The organism is Actinopolymorpha sp. B17G11, assembly GCF_040196095.1.
Classification (GTDB): domain Bacteria; phylum Actinomycetota; class Actinomycetes; order Propionibacteriales; family Actinopolymorphaceae; genus Thermasporomyces.
This window is the reverse complement of record NZ_JBEFTW010000047.1, coordinates 20929-41222: the sequence shown is the minus strand read 5'-3', so window position 1 is coordinate 41222 and position 20294 is coordinate 20929. Positions and strand designations below refer to the sequence as shown.

Here is a 20294-nt window from a genome sequence, read left to right as displayed (position 1 = left end):
TCGGTCCCATGACCAAGGTGCTGTGCTTTTTCATGACCTCACTTCGTTCGGTCATGGGACCTCCTTCGTCGGCCCCATGACCATGGTGCTGTGCTTTTTCATGACCTCACTTCGTTCGGTCACTGTGGCCTCCGTGAGCACCCGTCCGAGGGCGTGTGGGTCGCGATCGATCGAGTCCGCCGCGCGGAGGCCACTGCGGACAGCGCCCTCCATCGTGTCCGGCCAGCCGGTGGCCGTCCACGCTCCGGCAAGGACCAGGCCGGGCAACTCCGTCCGCGGTGCCGGCCGCAACGCGGCCGTCCCGGGACCCTGGCGGAAGGTGGCATGGGGTTCACGGGTGACGAACGACTCGATGAGCCGTGCGTCGCGGGCCCGCGGAAAGAGAGCGACCATCGCGTCGGCGTACTGGCGCTCGAGCTCCTCGGCCGGCGTCGCGATGTGGCGGTGGGCGGCGGAGAGCGAGACGACAAGGTACTGGCCGCAGTGGACGCCGGCCGCCTGGCTCCGGTCGAACACCCACTGCACGGGAGAGTCGAGTGCGGCGGCGAACGCGAGCGGCATCACCGACCGGTCGTAGTGCAGGTGGACGTTGACGATCGGGGAGGACCCGAGCCCGGTCCAGCGGTAGCGCAGGGGTGCTGCTTGCTCCGGGACCAGGGTGCCCGCCGCCTGGTGGGGGACCGCGAGGACGACACTGTCGACCGCGACTTCGCCGTCGTGCGTACGAACGAGGAATCCCGCGGTGTCGCGGTCCCTGGCCGGCACGATGGCGGCTACTTTCGCCTTCGTGTGCAGGCGTACGCCGAGATGGGCGAGGAGCCGCGCGGCGGGTTCGGCGTGCAGCTGGCGGAGCGGCACGGCCGGGATGCCGAGGTCGGCGGCCCGGGAGTCCTCGAGCAGGCCGGTACGAAAGACGCGGGCGGCCAGCCCAAGCGAGGCGTCGTCCGGGTGCAGGTTCAGCGCAGCGACGGTGATGAGTGCCCACAGCCGGTCGACGGCGTGCCCACTCTGGCCGCGGATGCGCAGCCAGCTGCCGAAGGTGAGGGTGTCGTTCGCCGGGTCGTCGGGGTCGACAGTACGCAGGGCGAGGACGGCCGGCGTGAGCCGGGCGCGGTCGGCGAGCGACAGCGGTGCGTAGCGCGCGAGGGCCGCGCCCAGGTGCAACGGTGCGGGACCGCGGCGGCTGCGGCGGAGCCACGCCGTCCGGTAGGGCAGGTCAGCGGAGCCGCGGTGGAGGACCGGGATGGCGAACCGCTCCTGCACCGGGGCGTCGGCGCTCACGCCAAGGCGGTCGAGCAGCCAGCGGTAGGCCTCGTAGCACCGCAGGAACACGTGCTGCCCGGTGTCGACGGTCAGGTCGCCGCGAGGGAAGGAGTACGTCGCGCCGCCGAGATGCGGTCGCGCCTCGAGCAGCGTCACCGCAGCACCCCGGTCGGCCAGCCGGCAGGCCGCCGCGATGCCCGCGAGACCACCGCCGACGACCGCGACCGATCGTCCGGTGAGGGAGGCTGCCGGCCCTGCCTCCGGGTCCTGCCCTGCCTCGGGCGCCGTCATGCCGTACCCCGCAGGATCGCGCGGGCAGCGACGGCTGCCTTCTCCCGGCCCGGCAACGACAACCGGGTGTGCCGGGTCGCGTCCGGGTCGGTACGGATCCGGCCCAGCAGGCGGTGGTAGATGCCGGCCATCGCGGCCGTGCACGCGCGGCTGCGGCGGTCGAGCAGCGGGAGGAGTCCGAGCCCTCGGGCGTACCACGTCTCCGCGCGCTCGGCCTCGAACCGCACCAGGTCGGCGAACCCGGGCGAGCCCGCGAGTGCGCCGCCGGCGTCCACCTCCAGCGAGCAGCCGAACCGTTCGAGGTCCTCCTCCGGCAGGTAGATCCGGCCACGCTGCCGGTCCTCCCGCAGGTCGCGGAGGATGTTGGTGAGTTGGAGTGCGACACCCAGGGTGTCCGCCAGCGGGGCCGCGCGCGCCTGGTCGGGCGGGTCGAAGACGCCGAGCGACAGCCGCCCCACCGAACCGGCGACGCTCCGGGCGTAGCCGACGAGGTCGTCGAACGTCTTGTACTGGTGGCCGCGGACGTCCGCCTCGCAGCCGTCGACCAGCTCGTCGAACGCCGCCACCGGGATCGGGAAACGCCCGGCCGCATCGGCGAGCGCGGTGAGCACCGGGTCGTCGGCTCTCCCGTGCGCCAGACGTTCGTACGCCCCGATCTGACGTACCTGGGCTCGGACGGTGGCGAGCCCGCGGAGCTTGTCCTCGTCCGGCAGGTCACCGTCGCCGATGTCGTCGATCCGCCGCGCCATCGCGTAGACAGCCGACAGCGCGCGCCGCTTCGCCGCCGGCAGCAGCCGGATGCCGTAGGAGAAGTTCCGCGCCTCCTGGCGGGTGATGGCCTCGCAGACGGCGTACGCCCGGACGACTGTCGGCGTCGACGCCGGCTTCGACGCCGGTGCCGGCGACTCTGCGCGGTTGCTGTCCCCCGCGGTCATCCCCACCCCCTTGCAACGCTCCGTAACCAGGCACCCGCCACATGACGCGATGTGGGTTTCGGTACCCGTCGCAGCGGGTCGTAGTCGCCTCGGCGCAGAGCTGTGCACGCGGCCCGACCGCCGGCGATGTAGCCCGAGACGGCGAGCCGGGCCCGGCCGGTCAGTGCGGCGAGCAGGGGAGTGCCGGCGATCAGCCACGCCTCCGCGCGTTCGGTCTCGAACGCGATGAGGGAGCGCAGTGCGGCGGACGCGGACGGAAGGGCGAGGTCGGTTTCCGCGACGCCGAAGGCGTGGAGGTCCTCCTGGGGCAGATAGACCCGGCCCATGCGGTAGTCCTCCGCGACGTCCTGCCAGTGCTCGACCAGTTGGAGGCCGGTGCAGATCCGATCGGAGAGCTCGACCCGTTCCGGCGTCGCTTTGCCGAAGACGTGAAGCACCAGTTCGCCGACGGGGTTGGCGGACAGCCGGCAGTAGCCGACCAGATCGTCGAACGTCGCATACCGCGAGACCCGCTGGTCCTGCCGGTTGGCCTCGATCAGGCGGAGCAGCGGGTCGGCCGGCAACCGGCGCCGGGCGATGGGTGAGGCGAGCGCGGCGACCACCGGGTCCGATGGCGCCCGACTTCCGTCGTACAGCGCTAGGACATCGGCGCGGAGGGCGTCGAGGGTGCGCAACCGGGCCATGCGGTCACCGTTGCCCAGGTCGCCCGTGTCGTCGACATGGCGGGCGAAGCGGTAGAGCGCCTGCAGGTCATTTCTGATTCGTGGCGGCAGCACCCGCAGGGCCACCGGGAAGTTCTCGCCACCTGCTTTTGCCAACGGATCATCGGCTCCGATGGCAGGCGGGCCGACGCGTTGTGGATCCCAGGCACTCACCGCTCGCCTCCGCCCCGCTGAACCCTATCTATCGGGTCACGAGCTATTGCGATTTCAGCTTAGGGGATGACCGTCTGAAGTGTGGGCAATGTCGCGGGAAACGCCGTGAAGATATCGTTCCGCAATTTCTCGAATGAGGCCCTCGGACACGTTGAGTGCCGCCGCCACCTCGTGCAACTCCGCCAGGTGGGTCGGGGCCATTTCCTCGATTCGTTGGCGGCCACGGGGGGTGAGGTGAAGGCGTACGATCCGTTGATCTTGGGGATCTGGCGCGCGGCGTACGAGTTCCATCGCCTCCACCCTGGCCACGAGTTCGACCGCGCTGTGATGTCGGACCAGAAGATAGTCGGCGATTTCGCGAATACTCGGCGGTGTGGTTTCAGGGCACGCCCGAAGGATCAGCAGAAGTTGATGTTGCTGGGAGGTGAGGCCGACCCGGGCGGCACTTTGTGCACCACGCAGCAGGAAGCGCCGCAGCGCATAACGATAAAGGAAGAGGCTGCGGAACTGCTCGTCGGTGAGGCGTTCCATGCAGGTGAGATCCGGTGGGTTGGGCGGCCCGTGAAAACCGCATGTCGCACTGCCACATCGTAGGCTGGCCGATCGCATTGTCGGGGCGTTCAGTGCGAATGTCGCCGCCGGATAATGACCACGCTGAGCATGCCTTGCGGTCGGTGGGACCCCTTCCCGGCTCGCCGAGGTGTCGAATGGCGGACCCGGGGTCGCCGCGCTCGACGCATGTCCGGCCCGCGCACAGTACGGCAGCCGCACGTGTTGCGCAGAGTGACGGGTCGGCGGAGTCCAACGCGGCTCGGACTACAGGCAGAAAACAGCGGAGTTCGAGAGCATCGCCCGGACTGGGTGGCACAGCACCGCGCTTGGCGCGACGTCGACTGTCGACTGCATGGCTGCCCGCGCGAAACGCTCGACCAAGGAGCCGCCATGACTGGGCTACTGGACAGCAACCTGCAACGGGCATACGACGATCTCGCTGATGTCCGCCGGGCTCTGGCCTTCCTGCACATCGCAGACAGCGGGCGCGGTGACCCGATCGCGACGATCCTGGCATGGATTGACTGGGACGAGTCGAAACCCTGGGACAGCGCCAACCACGTCGGCCGGGGGCCGAGCAGCGGGATGGGCGAGATGCAGACGGCGATCGACGAGCTCACCAAGCAGCGCAACGCCCTCGCGACAGCGTGGAAGGGTGCTGCCGCCGAGGTGTTCCTGGACTTTTCCGCCAGTGTCCTGGAGAACTGCCGCCGCGTCGTGGAGGAGCTCCAGGCCATGGTGAAGGTCATGGCGTCCGGAGAGGGAACAACCCATCAGGCGATGAAAGATCTCACCAAGAACGCTTGGAAGGCTGCTGGCGACATCGCCGACGACTCGAAGGTGAAGGAGGCGGTGGAGCGCATCTTCCACAGTAACGATCAGCAGGAGCGTAGCGATGCGCGGCTGGAGCTGCTGGGAGTGATCGAGCGCCTGAAAAGGGGGGTGACCGCCGAGGTCGATCGGATCGACGAGAACGTGCTGGTGCTGGTCAAACCCTTCGCGTACGAGCTGTCTTTGAAGAACCCCCTGACCGGTGCCGGCGGCCCGCCATCAAAGACCGAGATCGACTTGAACATCGCACGCCCCGCGGGACAGGCGATGCTCCCCGCGATCGCCGGGATCAAACGGGCGGCGAGGTCTATGGAGGAGGCGTGGCATGCGGTCGACCAGTACTCCTTCGGAACGTCGGCCAACGCCCAACAGGTCCTCCACACCTGGCGGCAGGCACTCGCCCACCGTCGGACCGACATCGCCAACTGTTACGGGCAGGCCAAGGGCATGTACGGCGGCATGAGTGCCGTCATGCACAGGTACGCCTACATCGAGAACAACAATCAGGAACGCATCGACAACATCCTCAGCGGCGACATGCAACGTCAGAGGCTCGACGACTACTGGCACAAGAACGCCTCCGGCAAGGGTCCCGACGGCACTGCACCGATCTACAACGAAACTGCCGAAACGGAGGCAGAGCTCGACGCCCTCGACGAGGGATGGAACGGTAAGGGCGACGTGCCATCGGACTCGGGGCCTGGTGAGGTCAAGAACCCAGAGCCGCCCACCCCGGCGGAGATCGCCGACGAGATCGGCCAGAGAGGGGTCAGGGGCGGGCTGAGATAGGCGGAGCCGGTAGCGGACTGGAGGACGCATCCGTTAGCCGGACGGCAGGCGGAAATCAGTCGGGCGGAGCGGACGGCGTCTTCCGCAGGCGAAGGTCGTGCAGGCTGGCGCGCAGTTCGGCGAGGGCGGGTACCCGCAGTGCCACCACGACGACCGTGTAGGACGCCAGGCAGACGGTGCCGGTCGCGCCCAACGCAAGGAGCGCGTGCACGGCGTCCCGGACGTCGACCGCCCGGAGGACGAGCCAGCCGGCGGCAGCGGACACCACCGAAGCGGTGAGGACCGCGACAACCGTCCGCCCGAGCGGCTTCAGGGCGACCGCCCGGTGCCGACGTGCGGTCAACACGCTGAGCATGACCGCCGCCACGAGGACCGAGAGTGACGTCGACGCCGCCAGGCCGCTCACGCCGTACCGCACGCCCAGAGTGAGGTCCCCGGCGACGTTGACCGCCATCGCGGCGAGCGCGGTGAGGACCGGCGTACGACTGTCACCCACGGCGAGGCAGGTACGCGCGACGACCTCGCGGACGGCCAGACCCGCGAGCGCGACCGCGTAGAGCGACACCGCGAGCGTGGTGAGCTCCACAGCGCGGGCATCGAAGTTCCCGCGCGCCAGCAGCAGGACGACGATCGGCTTGGCCGCAATCGCGAGCACGATGACGACCGGGGTGATGAGGACAAGGGTGACGCCGAGGACCCGCTCGGTGGTTCGACGCAGATGAGCCCGGCGCGACGGGTCTCCGAGCGTCGAGAACGCAGGGAACAGCGTCGTCGTGAACGCCGTCACCAGCACGACTTCGGCGAGCGTCACGATTCGCCAGCCGTAGCTCAGTGAGGCGATGGTTCCGGCACCCTGCGCCGATCCGACGGCCCGGTCGACCATGGTGTTGACGTTGAGGATCGCGCTGCCGACGAGGAGCGGCGGAACGAGGGCGAGCACCTCGCGGAAGCCGGGGTCGCGAAGCCGTAACGACGGGCGGAGCTTCAGCCGGATCGTGGTGACGGCGGGCAGCTGGAACAGGAACCTCGCGACCGACCCGACCACGAACCCGACCGCGAGCGCCCCGACGCCGAACTGCCCACCGAGGAACACCGCGCAGGCGATCATGATGATGTTGAACGGAATGCCCTGGATGCCGGACCAGAAGAACTTGCCGTGTGCCTGCGCGGCGGCGGCGAGCAGATTCGTACCCGCGATGAACACGGTGGCCAGCAGCACGATCCGGGTCAGCCGGACCGCCTCGTCGGCCGTCGCGGCGTCGAAGCCGGGTGCGAGCACGCTGAGAAGGGGTTTCGTCGCGACGAACATAAGGACCGACCCGGCGACGAGCACCATCACGGTTACCGTCAACGAGACCCGCACCGTGCGGTGGCCGGCCGCCACGTTGCCGACGTCCACCGCGCGCGCGACCGGCGGGATGAGGCCGCGGGCCATCGCACCGGTGATCAGACCCAGAACGACGCTCATCAGGCCCTGCGCGACGAGGAACGCATCGACCGACGACGACGCGCCGAACACCGCCGCCATCACCGCGTCGCGGCCGAACCCGAGAACCTGGCTCACTGCCGTGAGCCCGGCAAGCAGCACCGAGGAGCGGACGACGGTCCGCCGGGTCGCGCTCACGCCGGCCCGTCAGGTGCGTACGTCGCGGTTGTCGTAGCGATGGTGTGGCGCCATGGCGCCACCACGCGGGCCCTCGTGGCGTGCCGGCGAGGGCCACGCGCTGCCGGTCCGGTTCGCAAGCACTGTCTCCTGCTCTGGTCGGCTGGTCGTCGTCTCGCCCTCGCCGCCGCCGGCAGGGCTCCCGCCAGCGCCGACGCCAGCACCGACGGCCGCGCCTACGCCCACGCCGACGGGACCGCCGCGGGCACCCGCGGTCCGGCTGTGGACGAGTGGGAGTACGACGGAGAAGGTGGCACCCGCACCTGGGGTGGACTCGAGGGTGACCCTTCCCCCGTGTGCCTGGGCGATGGCCCGCACGATGGCGAGGCCGAGGCCGGAGCCACGCAGGGGAGTGGCGGCCGTGCCGCGCTCGAACCGGCGGAAGATCCGTTGCGCATCACGCGGACGTACGCCGGGGCCGGTATCGCGGACCCACAGGCGTACGTCCCCGGCGGCGCGGTCGATGCGGCAACCGATCGCCACCGCGTCGGACTCGCCGGTGTGCTGGACCGCATTGTCGAGCAGCTGGAGGAGCGCCTGGGTGAGGCGGTGCGGATCGGCCACGACATAGCCGCGCTCGTGGATCTCGATCCGCCAGTCGCGGTTGCCGAGCGTCTGTGCCTTGGCGGCAACGTCGTCGACGAGCGCGCCGACCTCGACGAGTGAGAGCCGGAGGAAACCCGGGCCGTCGGAGGTGGTGAGAGTGGCGAGGTCGTCGACGAGCCGGGCCATCCGGTCGACCTCGTCCAGGAGGAGCGTCCGGGTGTCAGCCACCTCGTCGCGGCTGGTGGCGTCCAGCAGCTCCAGGTGCCCGCGCATGATGGTGAGGGGCGTACGAAGCTCGTGGCCGGCGTCGGCGAGGACCTCGCGGTACCGGTTCGTCGCCAGCGGGGCGAGGATGCGACCGGCGATCGGCCAGGTCGCGAACCCGACCAGGAACAGTCCAGCCGGCACCAGGAAGAGATATCCCGTCGCGGTGAGGGCGACCCCCACCGCCGCAGCGAAGACCGCCAGTCCGACGATCTTGAGCTGTGCGGAGCGGGTGGGCCGTCGCGCGAGCACTGCCGGGCCGCCGGCCCTGTGCACACCTGCCGTCGACGTCACCACGTCGCCCCCGAGTTTCTTCGCCCGATCTAGGTGCGATTATCGACGCTATCGAAAGATTTGTTGTACGAATCCAACGATTTTAATCCTTCGTACGAATGCCGGTGTTTTGTGACACCTCACGGGGAACACGCTAATTGAGTGGCAGGCTGCATCGGGTCTGATCTCGACGTGTCCTGGGTGGGCCGCTCTTTCGTCGGCAGGTTTCGCGTGAGCGGGGAGCCTCCGTTTCTGAGCGACAAAAACGATCGAGCACGAGGGGGCGGGTATGAGCAACATCCTCATCGCGGAGGACGAGTCCGGGATCTCCGGATTCATCGAGAAAGGATTGCGGGCCAACGGATTCTCGCCGACGACGGTGACCGATGGTGCGACCGCCCTCGACCATGCGGCGACGGGCGATTTCGATCTTCTCGTCCTCGATATCGGCCTGCCGGACACTGACGGGTTCGAGGTCCTGCGGCGTCTTCGTGAGGCTCGCAACTCCATCCCGGTCGTGATCCTCACCGCACGGGACTCGGTTGACGACACGGTGGCGGGTCTGGACGGCGGCGCCGACGACTACATGAGCAAGCCGTTCAGGTTCGAAGAACTGCTCGCGCGGATCCGGCTCCGGCTCCGCGCGGCCAACAGCCCGACGACGACCATCGTGCGCAACGGGGACCTCGCCCTCGACCTGCGGACGCGCCGGGCGTACGTGTCGGGGCGCCCGGTCGAGCTCACGACCCGGGAGTTCCTGCTCGCCGAACTCCTGCTCCGCCACCCCGACCAGGTGCTCACCCGGGAGCAGCTGCTTTCCCATGTGTGGGGGTACGACTTCGACCCGGGCTCCAACGTGGTGGACGTCTACGTGCGTTACCTGCGCCGCAAGATCGGCGCCGAACGCATCGAGACGGTCCGCGGTGTGGGGTATCGGCTCGTGCACGCGAGCCGTCGAATGACGAAAGTCTAATCTCGGGGAGCCCTCTGCACGGACCAGCCAGAATGACACCGGCAACGGGCACGACGGCAGGTCTCGGGGGGGTTTCGAACGTGGGTGCAGAATCGGCTCGATGGACGATGGTGACGGTCGACAACCGATGTTTCGGCCGGCTCACGGTCCGGACTCGTTGGCTCGGCCCGGACGATGATCTCGCCGCGGTCCTGCTCGAGTACTGCTCAGAACGCCGTCCGGGCGACACGATCGTGGTCAGCGAGAAGGTGGCCGCGCTGCTGACGGGCCAGTCCATTCCGGTCGAGAGTGTCCGGGTGGGCTGGGAGGCGAGGTTGCTGTCTCGGTTCATTCGTACGCACCATGACACCCTGGGGTTGTCGGTCCCGGTGAAGATGGCGTGGGTCGTGCAGCACGTCGGTCGCGTGCGGATCTTCGCCGCCGCGGCGGCGGCCGCCGTGACCAGGCCCTTCGGCATTCGTGGGACGTTCTACCGCCTCGCGGGAGACCCTGCCCGCCAGATCGACGGCGGGAGTCCACCGCACGCGGATCTGCTCTTTCCGCCGCTCGACGGCGAGGTCGCGGGCGCGATCTGCGACGAGATGGAAGCCAAACTCGGCGTCGGCGTCGCGATCGCCGACATCAATGATTTCGGTGGCTCCATTCGCGGTGTGTCAAAAGCCGCGCTTCCGAAGGGAATCCTGGCCGACGTTCTCGCGGACAATCCCATGCGCCAGAAGGCGACCGGTACACCTTTTGCCATCGTGCGGCCAGCGTGAATGGCGTCTCTCGGCTTTCGCGAGTTCATCCGGAAAGGGTGGGCTGACCCTTCGGCGTGCCGGGCAGTGGCTCTGTGAAGCAACCCCGAGCGCGATCGTAAAGGGATGTACACATGGCGCACCGCAAGCTCAAGCTCCTCAAGCGTGATGGCTTCGTGATCCTGGATCCGTACGAGGGGCGTATCTCACCCGAGGAGTGGGAGTCGCTCAATTACCTGGACTGGAAGTCCGGCGGTGACACGAATTTCGCCGTCCTGGCCTCGGCGGACGGCACGGACGACCCGCGCGGATTCTGGGAGTACGGAAAGCCCGACAAGGACGGCGTGTGGACCGAGAACATCCAGAAGGCGCCCACCCTGAAGCGTTGGGTGGAGAGTTCCGGGGTCCGGTACGGACGGGTCCGCATCATCAAGCTCAACCCGTCGTCCAACCTCGAGGAGGTGCAGACCCGGTTCCTGCACCAGGACGACAACAACCGGCTCAACCCCGACGGTGAGGGATGGGTGGTCCGGGCGTGGATGAATCTCACCGACGACCCTGACAGCTACATGGTGCTGCGTGAGGACAAGGACGACCCGTCGACGGAGCGGCACATCCCGCTCCCGCGGAACGCGCAGTTCCTGGTCGACACCGAGCGGCTCTGGCACGCGGTCTACCACCCGGGTCCGGAGCCGAGGTACGCGATGATCACCAGCTTCGAGTCCGGCCCGGAACTGGAGAAGTGGGTGCGCGCGCGGATGCCGAAGTAGGACCTGGAGTCCTAGCGTCCGTTCCGACCGCGGCGGTCGTTGCTGGTGCCTGCCCGCAGGGTGGCACCGCTGCGGCCGCCGCGTCGTTCGGAGCCAGCCCTCGATCCCGAGCCGGATCGGGCGTCGAGCCGTGCCCGCAGCTCTGTGTGGATGAGGCGGCTCGTGTCGTACGTGCCGTCGACGACCTGCGCGGCCAGGGTGGCGAGCCGCAGCTGGTGGCGTCGAGCGTGGCCGCGCAGGAGCGCGAACGCCTGGTCGACACCGAGCTGGACACGTTCGGCGAGGATGCCTTTGGCCTGCTCGATGACGAGCCGGCTGTTGAGGGCCTGCTGCAACTGCCCGGCGAGGGTGTCGGCGTCCTGGCGGCGCCGTTCGCGCAGGACGCTGATCGTGGCGAGGTGCACGAGGGTGAGCGCGACCTCGGCCTCCGCGTCGGTGCACTGACCGCTGCCGGTCCGGTAGATCTCGATGGCGCCGATGACGTGGTGGCGATGGGTCAGCGGCCAGGTGTGGACCGAGCGGAATCCGGCGGCCAGGGCGATGGCGGAGTACGCCGGCCACTTGGCTCGGGCGGTTTCCAGGTCGGCGCACATGACCGACCGGCCGTTCTCGTAGGACTCGGGGCCCGGGCCGTCGCCGGGTGTGGCCGGCGGAGGAAGGCCCGCCAGCGCCTCCGCCGGCGACGAGGAAGCGACGACCTGCAGGGTGGCGTGATTGTCGGCGAGCATCACCCGGGCGGCGTCGGCGGCGAGGAGATCGACGCTCAGTTGTGCCAACCGGCGCAGGAACGCCGCGATGTCGAACTGCTCGTCCAGGGTGTCGGCCAACTCGATGACGGCCTTGCTCACCCGCTGTTCACACATCCGACCATCCCCCGGTTACGGCGCCGTGGGCACCCCCACCCTCAGCACGGCGACAGCAGATTACCCCATCGATTCCTCGTGTGGAACGAGTGCGAAACCGGGTTGTCACGGGTTCGACCGGCAGGTCGCCGTCGCCGGATCTGAGCGGGGAATGTGGGAACGATGCCAGCACGTCGCCATCGCCGGACCTGACCACGCAATGTGGTAACGATGCCGGCCGGACCTGGGCGTGGGCACGATGTGGCCTGAACTGGGCACGGCGCACTGTTGACTTGGACGGGAGCCGGCAATGTACTTGGCGCACCGACGTGGCGCCTCGGCCTACCCAGTGTGGTAGCGCTCCCGCCCGTCATCAGGGACATCGCGAAGTGGAGGGTCGGCGGGATGGGAACGTCGGAGAAGAAGTACGAGGACGTCGAGGACGTCCTTCGATACCAGGTCATGAACCGACGCAACGCACTCAAGGCGGGTTTCGGCGCCGGCGCCGCGCTGGTTCTCGGCGGCGGCGCGCTGGCGGCGTGCTCGGGCGACGGTGGCAGCTACTCGGGCGAGGGGCGGGAGGCGCCGGAGGGTGCCGAGGCTCCCGTGGTGGGCCGGGCCAACATCCCGACCCCGCGCGAGAAGACCCTGGTCATCGGCCAGGTCGACTACCAGGTCTTCAACAGCTTCAACATCCGCATCCCCAACGGCAGCCAGGCCGGCAACGGCTTCGCCACCATGGTCCGGGAGTACCTCTTCTATCTCAACCTCCCGACCGGTGAGCTGATCCCGTGGCTTGCGACCGACTACGAGTACAACGCCGACTTCACCTCGCTCACGTTCACCTTCGACCCCAACGCGCGGTGGAACGACGGTGAGCCGTTCACCTCCGGGGACTTCAAGTTCACGGTCGAGTTGATGCGGGACAACCCCGACCTGCTGGGTGGCGGTGGCGACCTCGAGGACTTCGTCGAGAACGTCGCGACGCCCGACGAGCACACGGCCGTCCTGGAGCTGAAGAAGTCCAACCCGCGGCTGCACTACATGTTCATCTGCACGATCGCCGAGGGCTTCGACGTTCTTCCGCGCCACATCTGGGCCGACCAGGATCCGACGAAGTTCAAGGACAATCCTCCGGTACGCACCGGTCCCTACATGCTCGACCGGGCGATCGCGAACCAGAAGATGTTCGTGTGGAAGAAGAACCCCGACTACTGGAACAAGGAGAAGCTCGACCCAGCTCCGGAGTTCGTCATCTACCAGTCGGTGGCCGAGTCGCAGGACGCCGCGAGCCAGGCGTTCAAGCGCGCGGAGTTCGACGTGGGTTCGCTCGACGAGGAACACGCGAAGGTGTTGCGCTCGCAGAACTACCCCAACCTCGTGACAACCCCGTTCCACGACCCCTGCCCACGGGCGTTGTGGCTGAACTCCGACCCCTCGCGCGGCATCATGAGCGATCCCAGGATGCACTGGGTGATCTCGTACGTCCTCGACCGCGACAAGGTGGGCAACACGGTCTGGCCGGTGAAGACGCCACCGGCGCAGTATCCCTGGGCCGACTACGACGGCAACGACAAGTGGGAGATCCCGGAGGTCGCCGACAGTTACAAGCTCGAGTACAACCCCGATCGCGCGGCGGAACTGCTCGACGAGATGGGTGCGACCAAGGGCTCCGACGGCAAGCGGATGTGGAAGGGCGAGCCGGCGAGCGTCGAGATCATCACGTCCTCACCTGTCGACGGTGCGGAGTTCATCATCGGCCAGCTGGTCTCGCAGGAGCTGAAGAAGCTCGGACTCAACGCGTCTGTCCGCAGTTACAGCGGGTCTGTCCACAGTGAGAAGTACGAACGCGGCCAGTTCGACATCTCCTCGTCCTGGGTCTGCAACATGTCATGGGACCCGGGTCAGCTCTACACCTTCCTGGAGAGCCGCTATGCCAAGAAGGTCGGCGTCAACGCCGTCGGGCGCAACCAGGTGCGGTTCCGTAACGCGGAGATGGACAGGATCGCCACCAGGCTCGCGAACATGGATCCGGAGAGTGCCGAGGCGAAGCCGCTGCTCGAGCAGGCGATGGAGATCTACTACAAGACCCTTCCGGTGATCCCGGTCATCCAGACCGCCTATCCGGCGTACTACAACACGACGTTCTGGGAGGGGTGGCCCACTCAGGATGACCTGTACAACGTCCCGAACAACTGGTGGGGTCAGTTCATGTTCGTCATCGGTCGGCTGAAGCCGACAGGTAAGAAGTGACGGCGGTCGCGAAGACCGAGCGGGCGGAGTCGGTCGTCGAGGCGGGCCGGGTGCGGCTCTGGCTCGCCCGGCATCCGCTGGCCAACTACGCGATTCGCCGCTTTGGTCTTTACCTCGTCGAGCTCTGGGGCGCGGTGACGGTCGCGTTCTTCTTCTTCCGGATGATTCCGGGGGATCCGATCCAGACGTTCATCCAGACCCTGCAGCAGAACTACGTCTACAACGAGGCCGCGAGCGCGGAGGTCATCGCCCGTTACCGGTCGGAGTTCGGCCTCGACGGAAACGTCTTCTCGCAGTACCTGCACTACATGTACCAGGTGCTGATCGGGCACGACCTCGGTCCGTCGCTGCTCAACTATCCGACGCCGGCGCAGGACGTCATCATGCGGGCGATGCCGTGGACGATGGGTCTGCTCGGCATCTCGGCCGTGCTGGCGTGGGTGATCGGACTGTTGGCGGGCGCCCTCGCGGGGTGGCGGCGTGGCAAGGTGGGTGCGGACCTGATCACCAACCTGTCGATCGCGCTGTCCCACGTGCCGTACTACTTCCTGGCGCTGATCCTCACATTCGTCTTCGCGTACCAGCTGAACTGGTTGCCGGCCAGATCGGCCTATGACGCGCGCATCGACCCAGGGGTGAGCCTGGAGTTCATCGCGAGCCTGGTGCGCTACGGATTCCTTCCGGCATTGTCGATCGTGGTGATCGGAGTGTTCGCATGGTTGTTGTCGACCAGGATGTTGATGGTTCCTGTGCTCGGCGAGGACTATCTGACCTACGCCCAGGCCAAGGGTCTGCGCCCGCGGCGGATCCTCACGAAGTACGCCCTGCGCAACTGCTATCTGCCGCAGGTGACCGCGTTCGGCATCTCACTCGGCTTCATCTTCAACGGCAATGTGCTGGTCGAGCAGCTGTTCAACTATCCGGGCCTGGGCGCGACGCTGGTGAATGCCATCAACATCCTCGACTTCAACACCATCCTGGGCGTCACCAACCTGGCGATCTTCTCGGTCCTCACCGCCAACCTCATTCTCGATCTGCTGCTCCCGCTGCTCGATCCGCGGGTGAAGTACTGGCGTTAGGGAGTCTGGGATGAGCGTGACGACGATGGCGGTGGCGTGGCGACGGCCCCTGGGTGCCTTCGGTCGTGCCCTACGGGGGAGCTGGAAACTCAGCGTCGGCCTGGCGCTGTTGATCGGGCTGATCCTGCTCGCGCTGCTCAGCCCCGTGATCTCGGCTCTGGTGGGCGGGGGCGAGGATCCGGTCGCCATTGCGGCGTACGAGAAGTGGCTCGTGCCGTCACCGGACCACTGGCTCGGCACCGACCAGTTCGGGCGGGATCTCTTCGCGATGACGGTCGGGGCGCTGAAGGTCTCCCTCGAGGTCGGCGCCATCGCCGGTGTCATCTCGACGGTGGTCGGCGTGATCATGGCGTTCATCGCCGGATACAAGGGTGGCGTCATCGACGGCACGCTGTCGACGATCACCGACATGGTGCTGGTCGTCCCGAGCTTTCCGCTCCTGATCGCGTTGTCGGCCTACACCAAGAACGTCGGCATCGTCGAGGTGGGCCTGATGCTGGCGGCCTTCAGCTGGCCGTTCGCGGCGCGCACGATCCGGTCGCAGGTGTTGAGCCTGCGCGCCCGGCCCTATGTCGAGCTGGCGAAGGTGACGAAGTTCCGCGACATCGAGGTCATCGTCTACGAGCTTCTCCCGAACATGCTGCCCTACATCGGTGTGGGGTTCGCGTCGTCGGCGCTGGGCGCGATCTTCGCACTGGTCGGTCTCGAGGTGATCGGGCTCGGGCCCGGCGAGACCATCGACCTCGGGAAGATCATCTTCTCCGCGATCGGCACCGGCGCGATGACCCTGGGGGCGTGGCCGATGTTCGTGGCGCCGATCTTCCTTCTCACACTGCTCTTCGCGGCACTCAATCTCATCAATATCGGGCTGGAAGAGGTCTACAACCCGCGGTTGAGAGGAGTGGCCGGTGCCTGACCCGACGCAGAACAATGACGCCCCGGCCGGCACGGTATCGGCGGCAGCGGCCAAGGCGGCCGCGGCCGAGCCGGTGCTGGAGGTCAAGGGTCTCGAGGTCCACTACCGGACGACGCACGGCGACGTGGCCGCCGTCGACGGCGTCGATCTCACGGTGCGGCGTGGCGAGATCCTCGGTATCGCGGGGGAGTCCGGCAGCGGCAAGAGCACCTTGGCGGTGGCCCTGCTCCGGCTGCTGCGTCCGCCCGGATACGTCGTCGGTGGCGAGATCGCCTTCCACCCTGCTGGTTCGCCGTCTGTCGACCTGTTGTCCGTCGACGAACGCCGGCTTCGGGCGCTGCGCTGGCGTACGCTGTCCTACCTCCCGCAGGGGTCGATGAACTCGATGAACCCGGTCATGCGGGTGGCCGACCAGTTCCGCGACGTCATCGTCGAGCACGGCGTCGACCGGCACAGTGACGTCAACGCGATGATCCCCCGGCTGCTGCGTCAAGTCGGCCTTGACAGCAACGTGGCGCGGATGTACCCGCACGAGCTGTCCGGCGGCATGAAGCAACGCGTCCTGATGGCGATGTCCATCGCCCTCGAGCCAGACCTGGTGGTGGCCGACGAGCCGACTACGGCTCTCGATGTCACGATCCAGCGGGTCATCCTGCAGAGCCTCGGCGACCTCCGCGACGAGTTCGGCGTCACCCTCGTCGTCATCTCCCACGACATGGGCGTGCACGCCCAGCTCGTGGACCGGGTAGCGGTGATGTACGAAGGCAAGGTGGTCGAGGTGGGTGACGTCCGCCAGGTGTTCAAGAATCCGCAGCATCCCTACACCCGCAGCCTGATCGAGTCGATCCCCCGGATCGGCGAGGCGCCATGGCGCAAGGGGGCAGGGAACGAGCCGGTGGGCGAACCGCGCGACGAGAGCCGGAGTCAGGTGCCATGACCGACAGGGAATCGCCATGAGCGAGCGGACCGAGCGAATCAGTGGGCACAGCATCGAGCTGAACGGCGTTGTTCAGCGGTTCCACGCCCGCGGTACGGCGTCGGGCTTTCTCACCGCCGTCCACGAAACGTCGTTCACGCTGAGTACCGACCCGCCGCACATCGTCAGCCTGGTCGGCCAGAGCGGCAGCGGCAAGAGCACCATCGCGCGGATCATCCTCGGCCTGCAGAAGCCCACCAGCGGCACCGTGACCTATGGCGGCAAGAACATCTTCTCGCTGTCGAAGGCGGACTACGACGACTTCCGCCGCAACGTGCAGCCGGTCTTCCAGGATCCGTACGCGATCTTCAACCCGGTCTATCGGGTGGACCGGGTGCTCTCGACGGCGATCAAGAAGTTCGGCCTCGCGAAGTCGAAGCCGGCGGCGCGGGAGCTGATGGAGGAGTCGCTGCGCGCCGTGCGGCTCGACCCGGACCAGGTGCTCGGTCGGTACCCACACCAGCTCTCCGGCGGCCAGCGGCAGCGGATCATGCTCGCCCGGGTCCACATGCTGCGACCTGCGTACATCATCGCCGACGAGCCGGTGTCGATGCTGGATGCGCAGGTACGCAAGACCTTCCTCGACATCCTCGTCGACTTCCAGCAGGCGTACGGAATGACGACGCTGTTCATCACCCACGACCTGTCGACGGTCTACTACGTCGGCGGCGACGTCATGGTGATCACGAAAGGCCGCGTGGTGGAGCGGGGACCGGTCGCGGAGGTCATGCACAGGCCCAGTCATCCGTACACGCAGATGCTGCTGGCATCGGTCCCACAACCCGACCCCGATGCTCGCTGGACCGACCGGATCAACCTCGAAGAGGCCGAGCGGGAGGAAGCCGGCCCAGAGATCCCGGCGGACGCCGACGCGGTCGACGTACGCCTCCCCTGAACCTCAGACGGGCTACGACGGCGATCCGGGCGGGCCCAGGATCGTGTCGAGGTAGGGGTTGGTGAAGACGCCGCCCGGGTCGAGTCGGTCGCGGAGGCGGCGGAAGTCGTCGAAGCGCGGATACAGCTCGCGGAGCGCACTGGCGTCCAGCCAGTGGATCTTTCCCCAGTGTGGTCGCCCCTCATATCGTGCGGCGATCTCGGAGACAGCCCGGAAGTATCGGTCGTACGGAAGCCGGTGGTACTGGTGGACGGCGACATAGCCGGTCTCCCTGCCATGAGCAGTGGACAACCAGATGTCGTCCTGCGCTGCGAACCGAACCTCGACCGGAAACGAGATGTGCTCGCCGCTGCGGTCGATCCAGCTCCCGATGTCGGCAAGCATCGCCGGGATGGCCGCACGCGGCACCGCCCACTCGCTCTCGCGGAACACCACCCGGCGAGGACTGACGAAGACGCGATGAGAGGCGTCGGCGTACGTCCGTGCCGACAGCGCCCGCGCCGCGACCGAGTTGACCGCCGGAGTCAGCCGGGGGACTGACGTGGTCACCCGGTTCGTCCACTCGAAGACCAGGTTGGCGAGGAACTCGTCATCAAGCCAGGAACGAAACCTCGACAGGGGCCGGGCGTCACCGGCCGGCGCGCGGTCGTGGTGTTTGGTGAGCGTACGCATCGTGTGCGGGAACCAGTAGAACTCGAAGTGGTCATGGGCATCGACCAGATCGTCGAGGTCGGCGAGCGCCTCGCCGAGGGGCATCGGGCGTTCGTCGGCGACGAGAACGAACGCGGGTACGCAGCGCAGGGTGACGGCGGTGATGATGCCCAGAGCGCCGAGGCCGACGCGAGCCGCGGCGAAGAGGTCGGGATCGGTCGTCGCCGAGCACGTCTGGACGGCACCGTCCGCGCTGACGAACTGGAGCGCCTCGACCTGCCCCGCGAGGCCGGGATGTTTCACACCGGTGCCGTGCGTACCGGTGGACAATGCGCCGGCCACCGTCTGCCAATCGATGTCGCCGAGGTTGCTCATCGCCAGCCCGGCTTGGGCGAGCATGGCACTGAGTGCATGGAGCGACGTCCCCGCGAGCACGGTGACCAGGCCGGTGTCAACGTCGGCTTGCGGGACGCCGGTGAGGTGGTCCAACCGGACCAGAGTGTCGTCGGTGGCGGCGATGGGGGAGAACGAGTGCCCGGCGCCGACGGCCTTCACCCGGCGGCCGTCCCGGTGGGCAGCGGCGACAAGGGCCGCGATCTCGTCGACACCGCGCGGCGTGCTGACCCGCCGCGGCCGCGAGGTGACTGTCCCGGCCCAGTTCTGCCACGTGGCGGCGTTCATTTGCGACCATGGTCGCATGGCAGCGGGCGACGCGCACGATCTCCGAGCGCGCTACGACGCCGCGACGGCCGACCTGGAGCCGCCGCTGGCGATCATCGACATGGCGGCGTTTCGCGCCAACGCCGACGATCTGGTCCGGCGGGCGGGCGACACGCCGGTGCGGTTGGCGAGCAAGTCGGTCCGCGTCAGGTCCCTGCTGGAAGCGGTTCTGCAGCGGCCGGGGTTCGGCGGCGTTCTTGCGTACTCTCTCGCCGAGGCCGTCTGGCTGGCCGACCATGGGGTCGACGACATCGTGATGGGTTATCCCTCGGTCGATCGGCCCAGCCTTCGAAGGATTGCCGACGAGGAAAGCCTGGCGGCGGCCATCACACTATGTGTGGATGATGTCGGGCAACTCGACTTTCTCACCGCCGTACTCGGTCCTGGCCACGCCGTTGTCCGGCTCTGCATGGATATCGACACCTCGTGGCGTCCGCTCGGGTTGTACGTCGGAGCGAGACGGTCACCGGTCCGGTCTCCCGCACAGGCCTCGGAGCTGGCCCAGGAGATCAAGCGCCGACCGGGATTCCGGCTGGTCGGCGTCATGACCTACGAAGCCCAGATCGCCGGGATTCCCGACGCGGGCGCCGCCGTCCGCTGGATGAAGTCGCGGTCGGCGCGGGAGATCGACCGGCGCCGCCGGCGGGTGCTCGACGCCATTTCCTCCGACGCCGATCTCGAGTTCGTCAATGCCGGTGGCACCGGCAGCCTGGAGGTCAGTGCGGCAGGCGACGGTGTCACGGAGGTGACCGCCGGGTCGGGTCTTTTCGGTCCCACGCTGTTCGATCAGTACCGGACGTTCCGTCCGGTTCCCGCGGTGGCTTTCGCGTTGCCGGTCCTGCGCCGACCAGGGCCGCGGACCGTCACGGTCGCAGGCGGCGGTTATCCCGCGTCCGGCCCGGCGGGGTGGAGCCGGCTTCCCACGCCGTACCTTCCTCCTGGACTGCGAGTTCTTCGTACGGAAGGAGCCGGAGAGGTCCAGACGCCCTTGCGGGGAAGGGAAGCGGACGCCCTGAGCCTCGGCTCCCGGGTCTGGTTCAGGCCGGCGAAGGCCGCCGAGATCTGTGAACGGTTTCTGTCGGTGCACCTGGTCGAGGGGGACCGCGTGGTCGCGACCGTGCCGACCTATCGTGGTGAGAGCCGGGCATTCGGCTGACGGCGTTCCCTCTCCGCGTGAATCCCCCCTCCGGTGCGAAGAAT

The 20294-nt window shown here is 67.9% G+C and carries 18 protein-coding genes; 10 read left to right on the top strand and 8 right to left on the bottom strand.

Annotation, left to right across the window (positions count from 1 at the left end; all coding sequences use genetic code 11):
• Positions 1-51: 51 nt before the first annotated feature.
• The 4 genes from hpnE to ABN028_RS31570 are packed head-to-tail and all read right to left on the bottom strand — an operon-like array spanning position 52 to position 3895.
• Positions 52-1554, bottom strand: coding sequence for a hydroxysqualene dehydroxylase HpnE (gene hpnE / locus ABN028_RS31585; protein WP_349699133.1), 1503 nt, complete (start codon positions 1552-1554; stop codon positions 52-54).
• Positions 1551-2489 (bottom strand): presqualene diphosphate synthase HpnD, encoded by a 939-nt coding sequence (gene hpnD / locus ABN028_RS31580; protein WP_349699132.1) that lies wholly within the window; start codon positions 2487-2489, stop codon positions 1551-1553. Before hpnD ends, hpnE begins: the two co-directional genes overlap by 4 nt.
• A complete protein-coding gene (gene hpnC / locus ABN028_RS31575; protein ID WP_349699131.1) occupies positions 2486-3364 on the bottom strand; it encodes a squalene synthase HpnC in 879 nt (292 codons plus the stop codon). Before hpnC ends, hpnD begins: the two co-directional genes overlap by 4 nt.
• A gap of 54 nt (positions 3365-3418) precedes the next feature.
• The gene (locus ABN028_RS31570; protein ID WP_349699130.1) at positions 3419-3895 is read right to left on the bottom strand and encodes a MarR family winged helix-turn-helix transcriptional regulator; all 477 of its coding nucleotides are present in this window, start codon (positions 3893-3895) and stop codon (positions 3419-3421) included.
• A gap of 411 nt (positions 3896-4306) precedes the next feature.
• Here ABN028_RS31570 and ABN028_RS31565 point away from each other — a divergent pair, with 411 nt between their 5' ends.
• Positions 4307-5536, top strand: coding sequence for a hypothetical protein (locus ABN028_RS31565; RefSeq protein WP_349699129.1), 1230 nt, complete (start codon positions 4307-4309; stop codon positions 5534-5536).
• 55 nt (positions 5537-5591) lie between these two features.
• On the opposite strand, the gene murJ is transcribed toward ABN028_RS31565, so the two are convergent.
• Together murJ and ABN028_RS31555 are read right to left on the bottom strand one after the other, a co-directional pair.
• Complete coding sequence (gene murJ / locus ABN028_RS31560; RefSeq protein ID WP_349699128.1) at positions 5592-7160, bottom strand: murein biosynthesis integral membrane protein MurJ; 1569 nt, start codon at positions 7158-7160, stop codon at positions 5592-5594.
• 9 nt (positions 7161-7169) lie between these two features.
• Positions 7170-8303 (bottom strand): sensor histidine kinase, encoded by a 1134-nt coding sequence (locus ABN028_RS31555; RefSeq protein WP_349699127.1) that lies wholly within the window; start codon positions 8301-8303, stop codon positions 7170-7172.
• A gap of 268 nt (positions 8304-8571) precedes the next feature.
• Between ABN028_RS31555 and ABN028_RS31550 the strand changes: the two genes are divergently transcribed.
• The 3 genes from ABN028_RS31550 to ABN028_RS31540 all read left to right on the top strand — a co-directional run bounded on the left by ABN028_RS31550 (position 8572) and on the right by ABN028_RS31540 (position 10762).
• Positions 8572-9255 (top strand): response regulator transcription factor, encoded by a 684-nt coding sequence (locus ABN028_RS31550; protein WP_349325804.1) that lies wholly within the window; start codon positions 8572-8574, stop codon positions 9253-9255.
• Between the two features lie 80 nt (positions 9256-9335).
• Positions 9336-10013, top strand: coding sequence for a hypothetical protein (locus ABN028_RS31545; RefSeq protein WP_349325803.1), 678 nt, complete (start codon positions 9336-9338; stop codon positions 10011-10013).
• A gap of 113 nt (positions 10014-10126) precedes the next feature.
• Positions 10127-10762 carry a hypothetical protein gene (locus ABN028_RS31540; protein ID WP_349693049.1) on the top strand — a complete coding sequence of 212 codons (636 nt, stop codon included), beginning with the start codon at positions 10127-10129 and terminating at the stop codon, positions 10760-10762.
• Between the two features lie 11 nt (positions 10763-10773).
• Here ABN028_RS31540 and ABN028_RS31535 read toward each other — a convergent pair whose 3' ends face one another.
• On the bottom strand, positions 10774-11625 hold the full coding sequence (locus ABN028_RS31535; protein ID WP_349699126.1) for a GAF and ANTAR domain-containing protein: 852 nt from the start codon (positions 11623-11625) through the stop codon (positions 10774-10776).
• A 384-nt stretch (positions 11626-12009) separates the two neighbouring features.
• Between ABN028_RS31535 and ABN028_RS31530 the strand changes: the two genes are divergently transcribed.
• Genes ABN028_RS31530 through ABN028_RS31510 form a run of 5 tightly spaced genes read left to right on the top strand, consistent with a single transcriptional unit; the run spans position 12010 to position 17723 of the window.
• Positions 12010-13857: an ABC transporter substrate-binding protein gene (locus ABN028_RS31530; protein ID WP_349325800.1), complete on the top strand. Its 1848-nt coding sequence runs from the start codon at positions 12010-12012 to the stop codon at positions 13855-13857.
• Positions 13854-14936 carry an ABC transporter permease gene (locus ABN028_RS31525; RefSeq protein ID WP_349699125.1) on the top strand — a complete coding sequence of 361 codons (1083 nt, stop codon included), beginning with the start codon at positions 13854-13856 and terminating at the stop codon, positions 14934-14936. The genes ABN028_RS31530 and ABN028_RS31525 overlap by 4 nt, the downstream gene beginning before the upstream one ends.
• A 10-nt stretch (positions 14937-14946) precedes the next feature.
• Positions 14947-15852: an ABC transporter permease gene (locus ABN028_RS31520; RefSeq protein WP_349325798.1), complete on the top strand. Its 906-nt coding sequence runs from the start codon at positions 14947-14949 to the stop codon at positions 15850-15852.
• Positions 15845-16789 carry an ABC transporter ATP-binding protein gene (locus ABN028_RS31515; protein WP_349699124.1) on the top strand — a complete coding sequence of 315 codons (945 nt, stop codon included), beginning with the start codon at positions 15845-15847 and terminating at the stop codon, positions 16787-16789. Before ABN028_RS31520 ends, ABN028_RS31515 begins: the two co-directional genes overlap by 8 nt.
• A gap of 16 nt (positions 16790-16805) precedes the next feature.
• Positions 16806-17723, top strand: coding sequence for an ABC transporter ATP-binding protein (locus ABN028_RS31510; RefSeq protein WP_349699123.1), 918 nt, complete (start codon positions 16806-16808; stop codon positions 17721-17723).
• Positions 17724-17735: 12 nt separating this feature from the next.
• Here the strand turns inward: ABN028_RS31510 and ABN028_RS31505 are convergent, their stop codons facing one another.
• Positions 17736-19055 (bottom strand): D-arabinono-1,4-lactone oxidase, encoded by a 1320-nt coding sequence (locus ABN028_RS31505; RefSeq protein ID WP_349699122.1) that lies wholly within the window; start codon positions 19053-19055, stop codon positions 17736-17738.
• A 16-nt stretch (positions 19056-19071) separates the two neighbouring features.
• Between ABN028_RS31505 and ABN028_RS31500 the strand changes: the two genes are divergently transcribed.
• Positions 19072-20250, top strand: a complete 1179-nt coding sequence (locus tag ABN028_RS31500; protein WP_349699121.1) for an amino acid deaminase/aldolase — start codon at positions 19072-19074, stop codon at positions 20248-20250.
• Positions 20251-20294 lie beyond the last annotated feature (44 nt).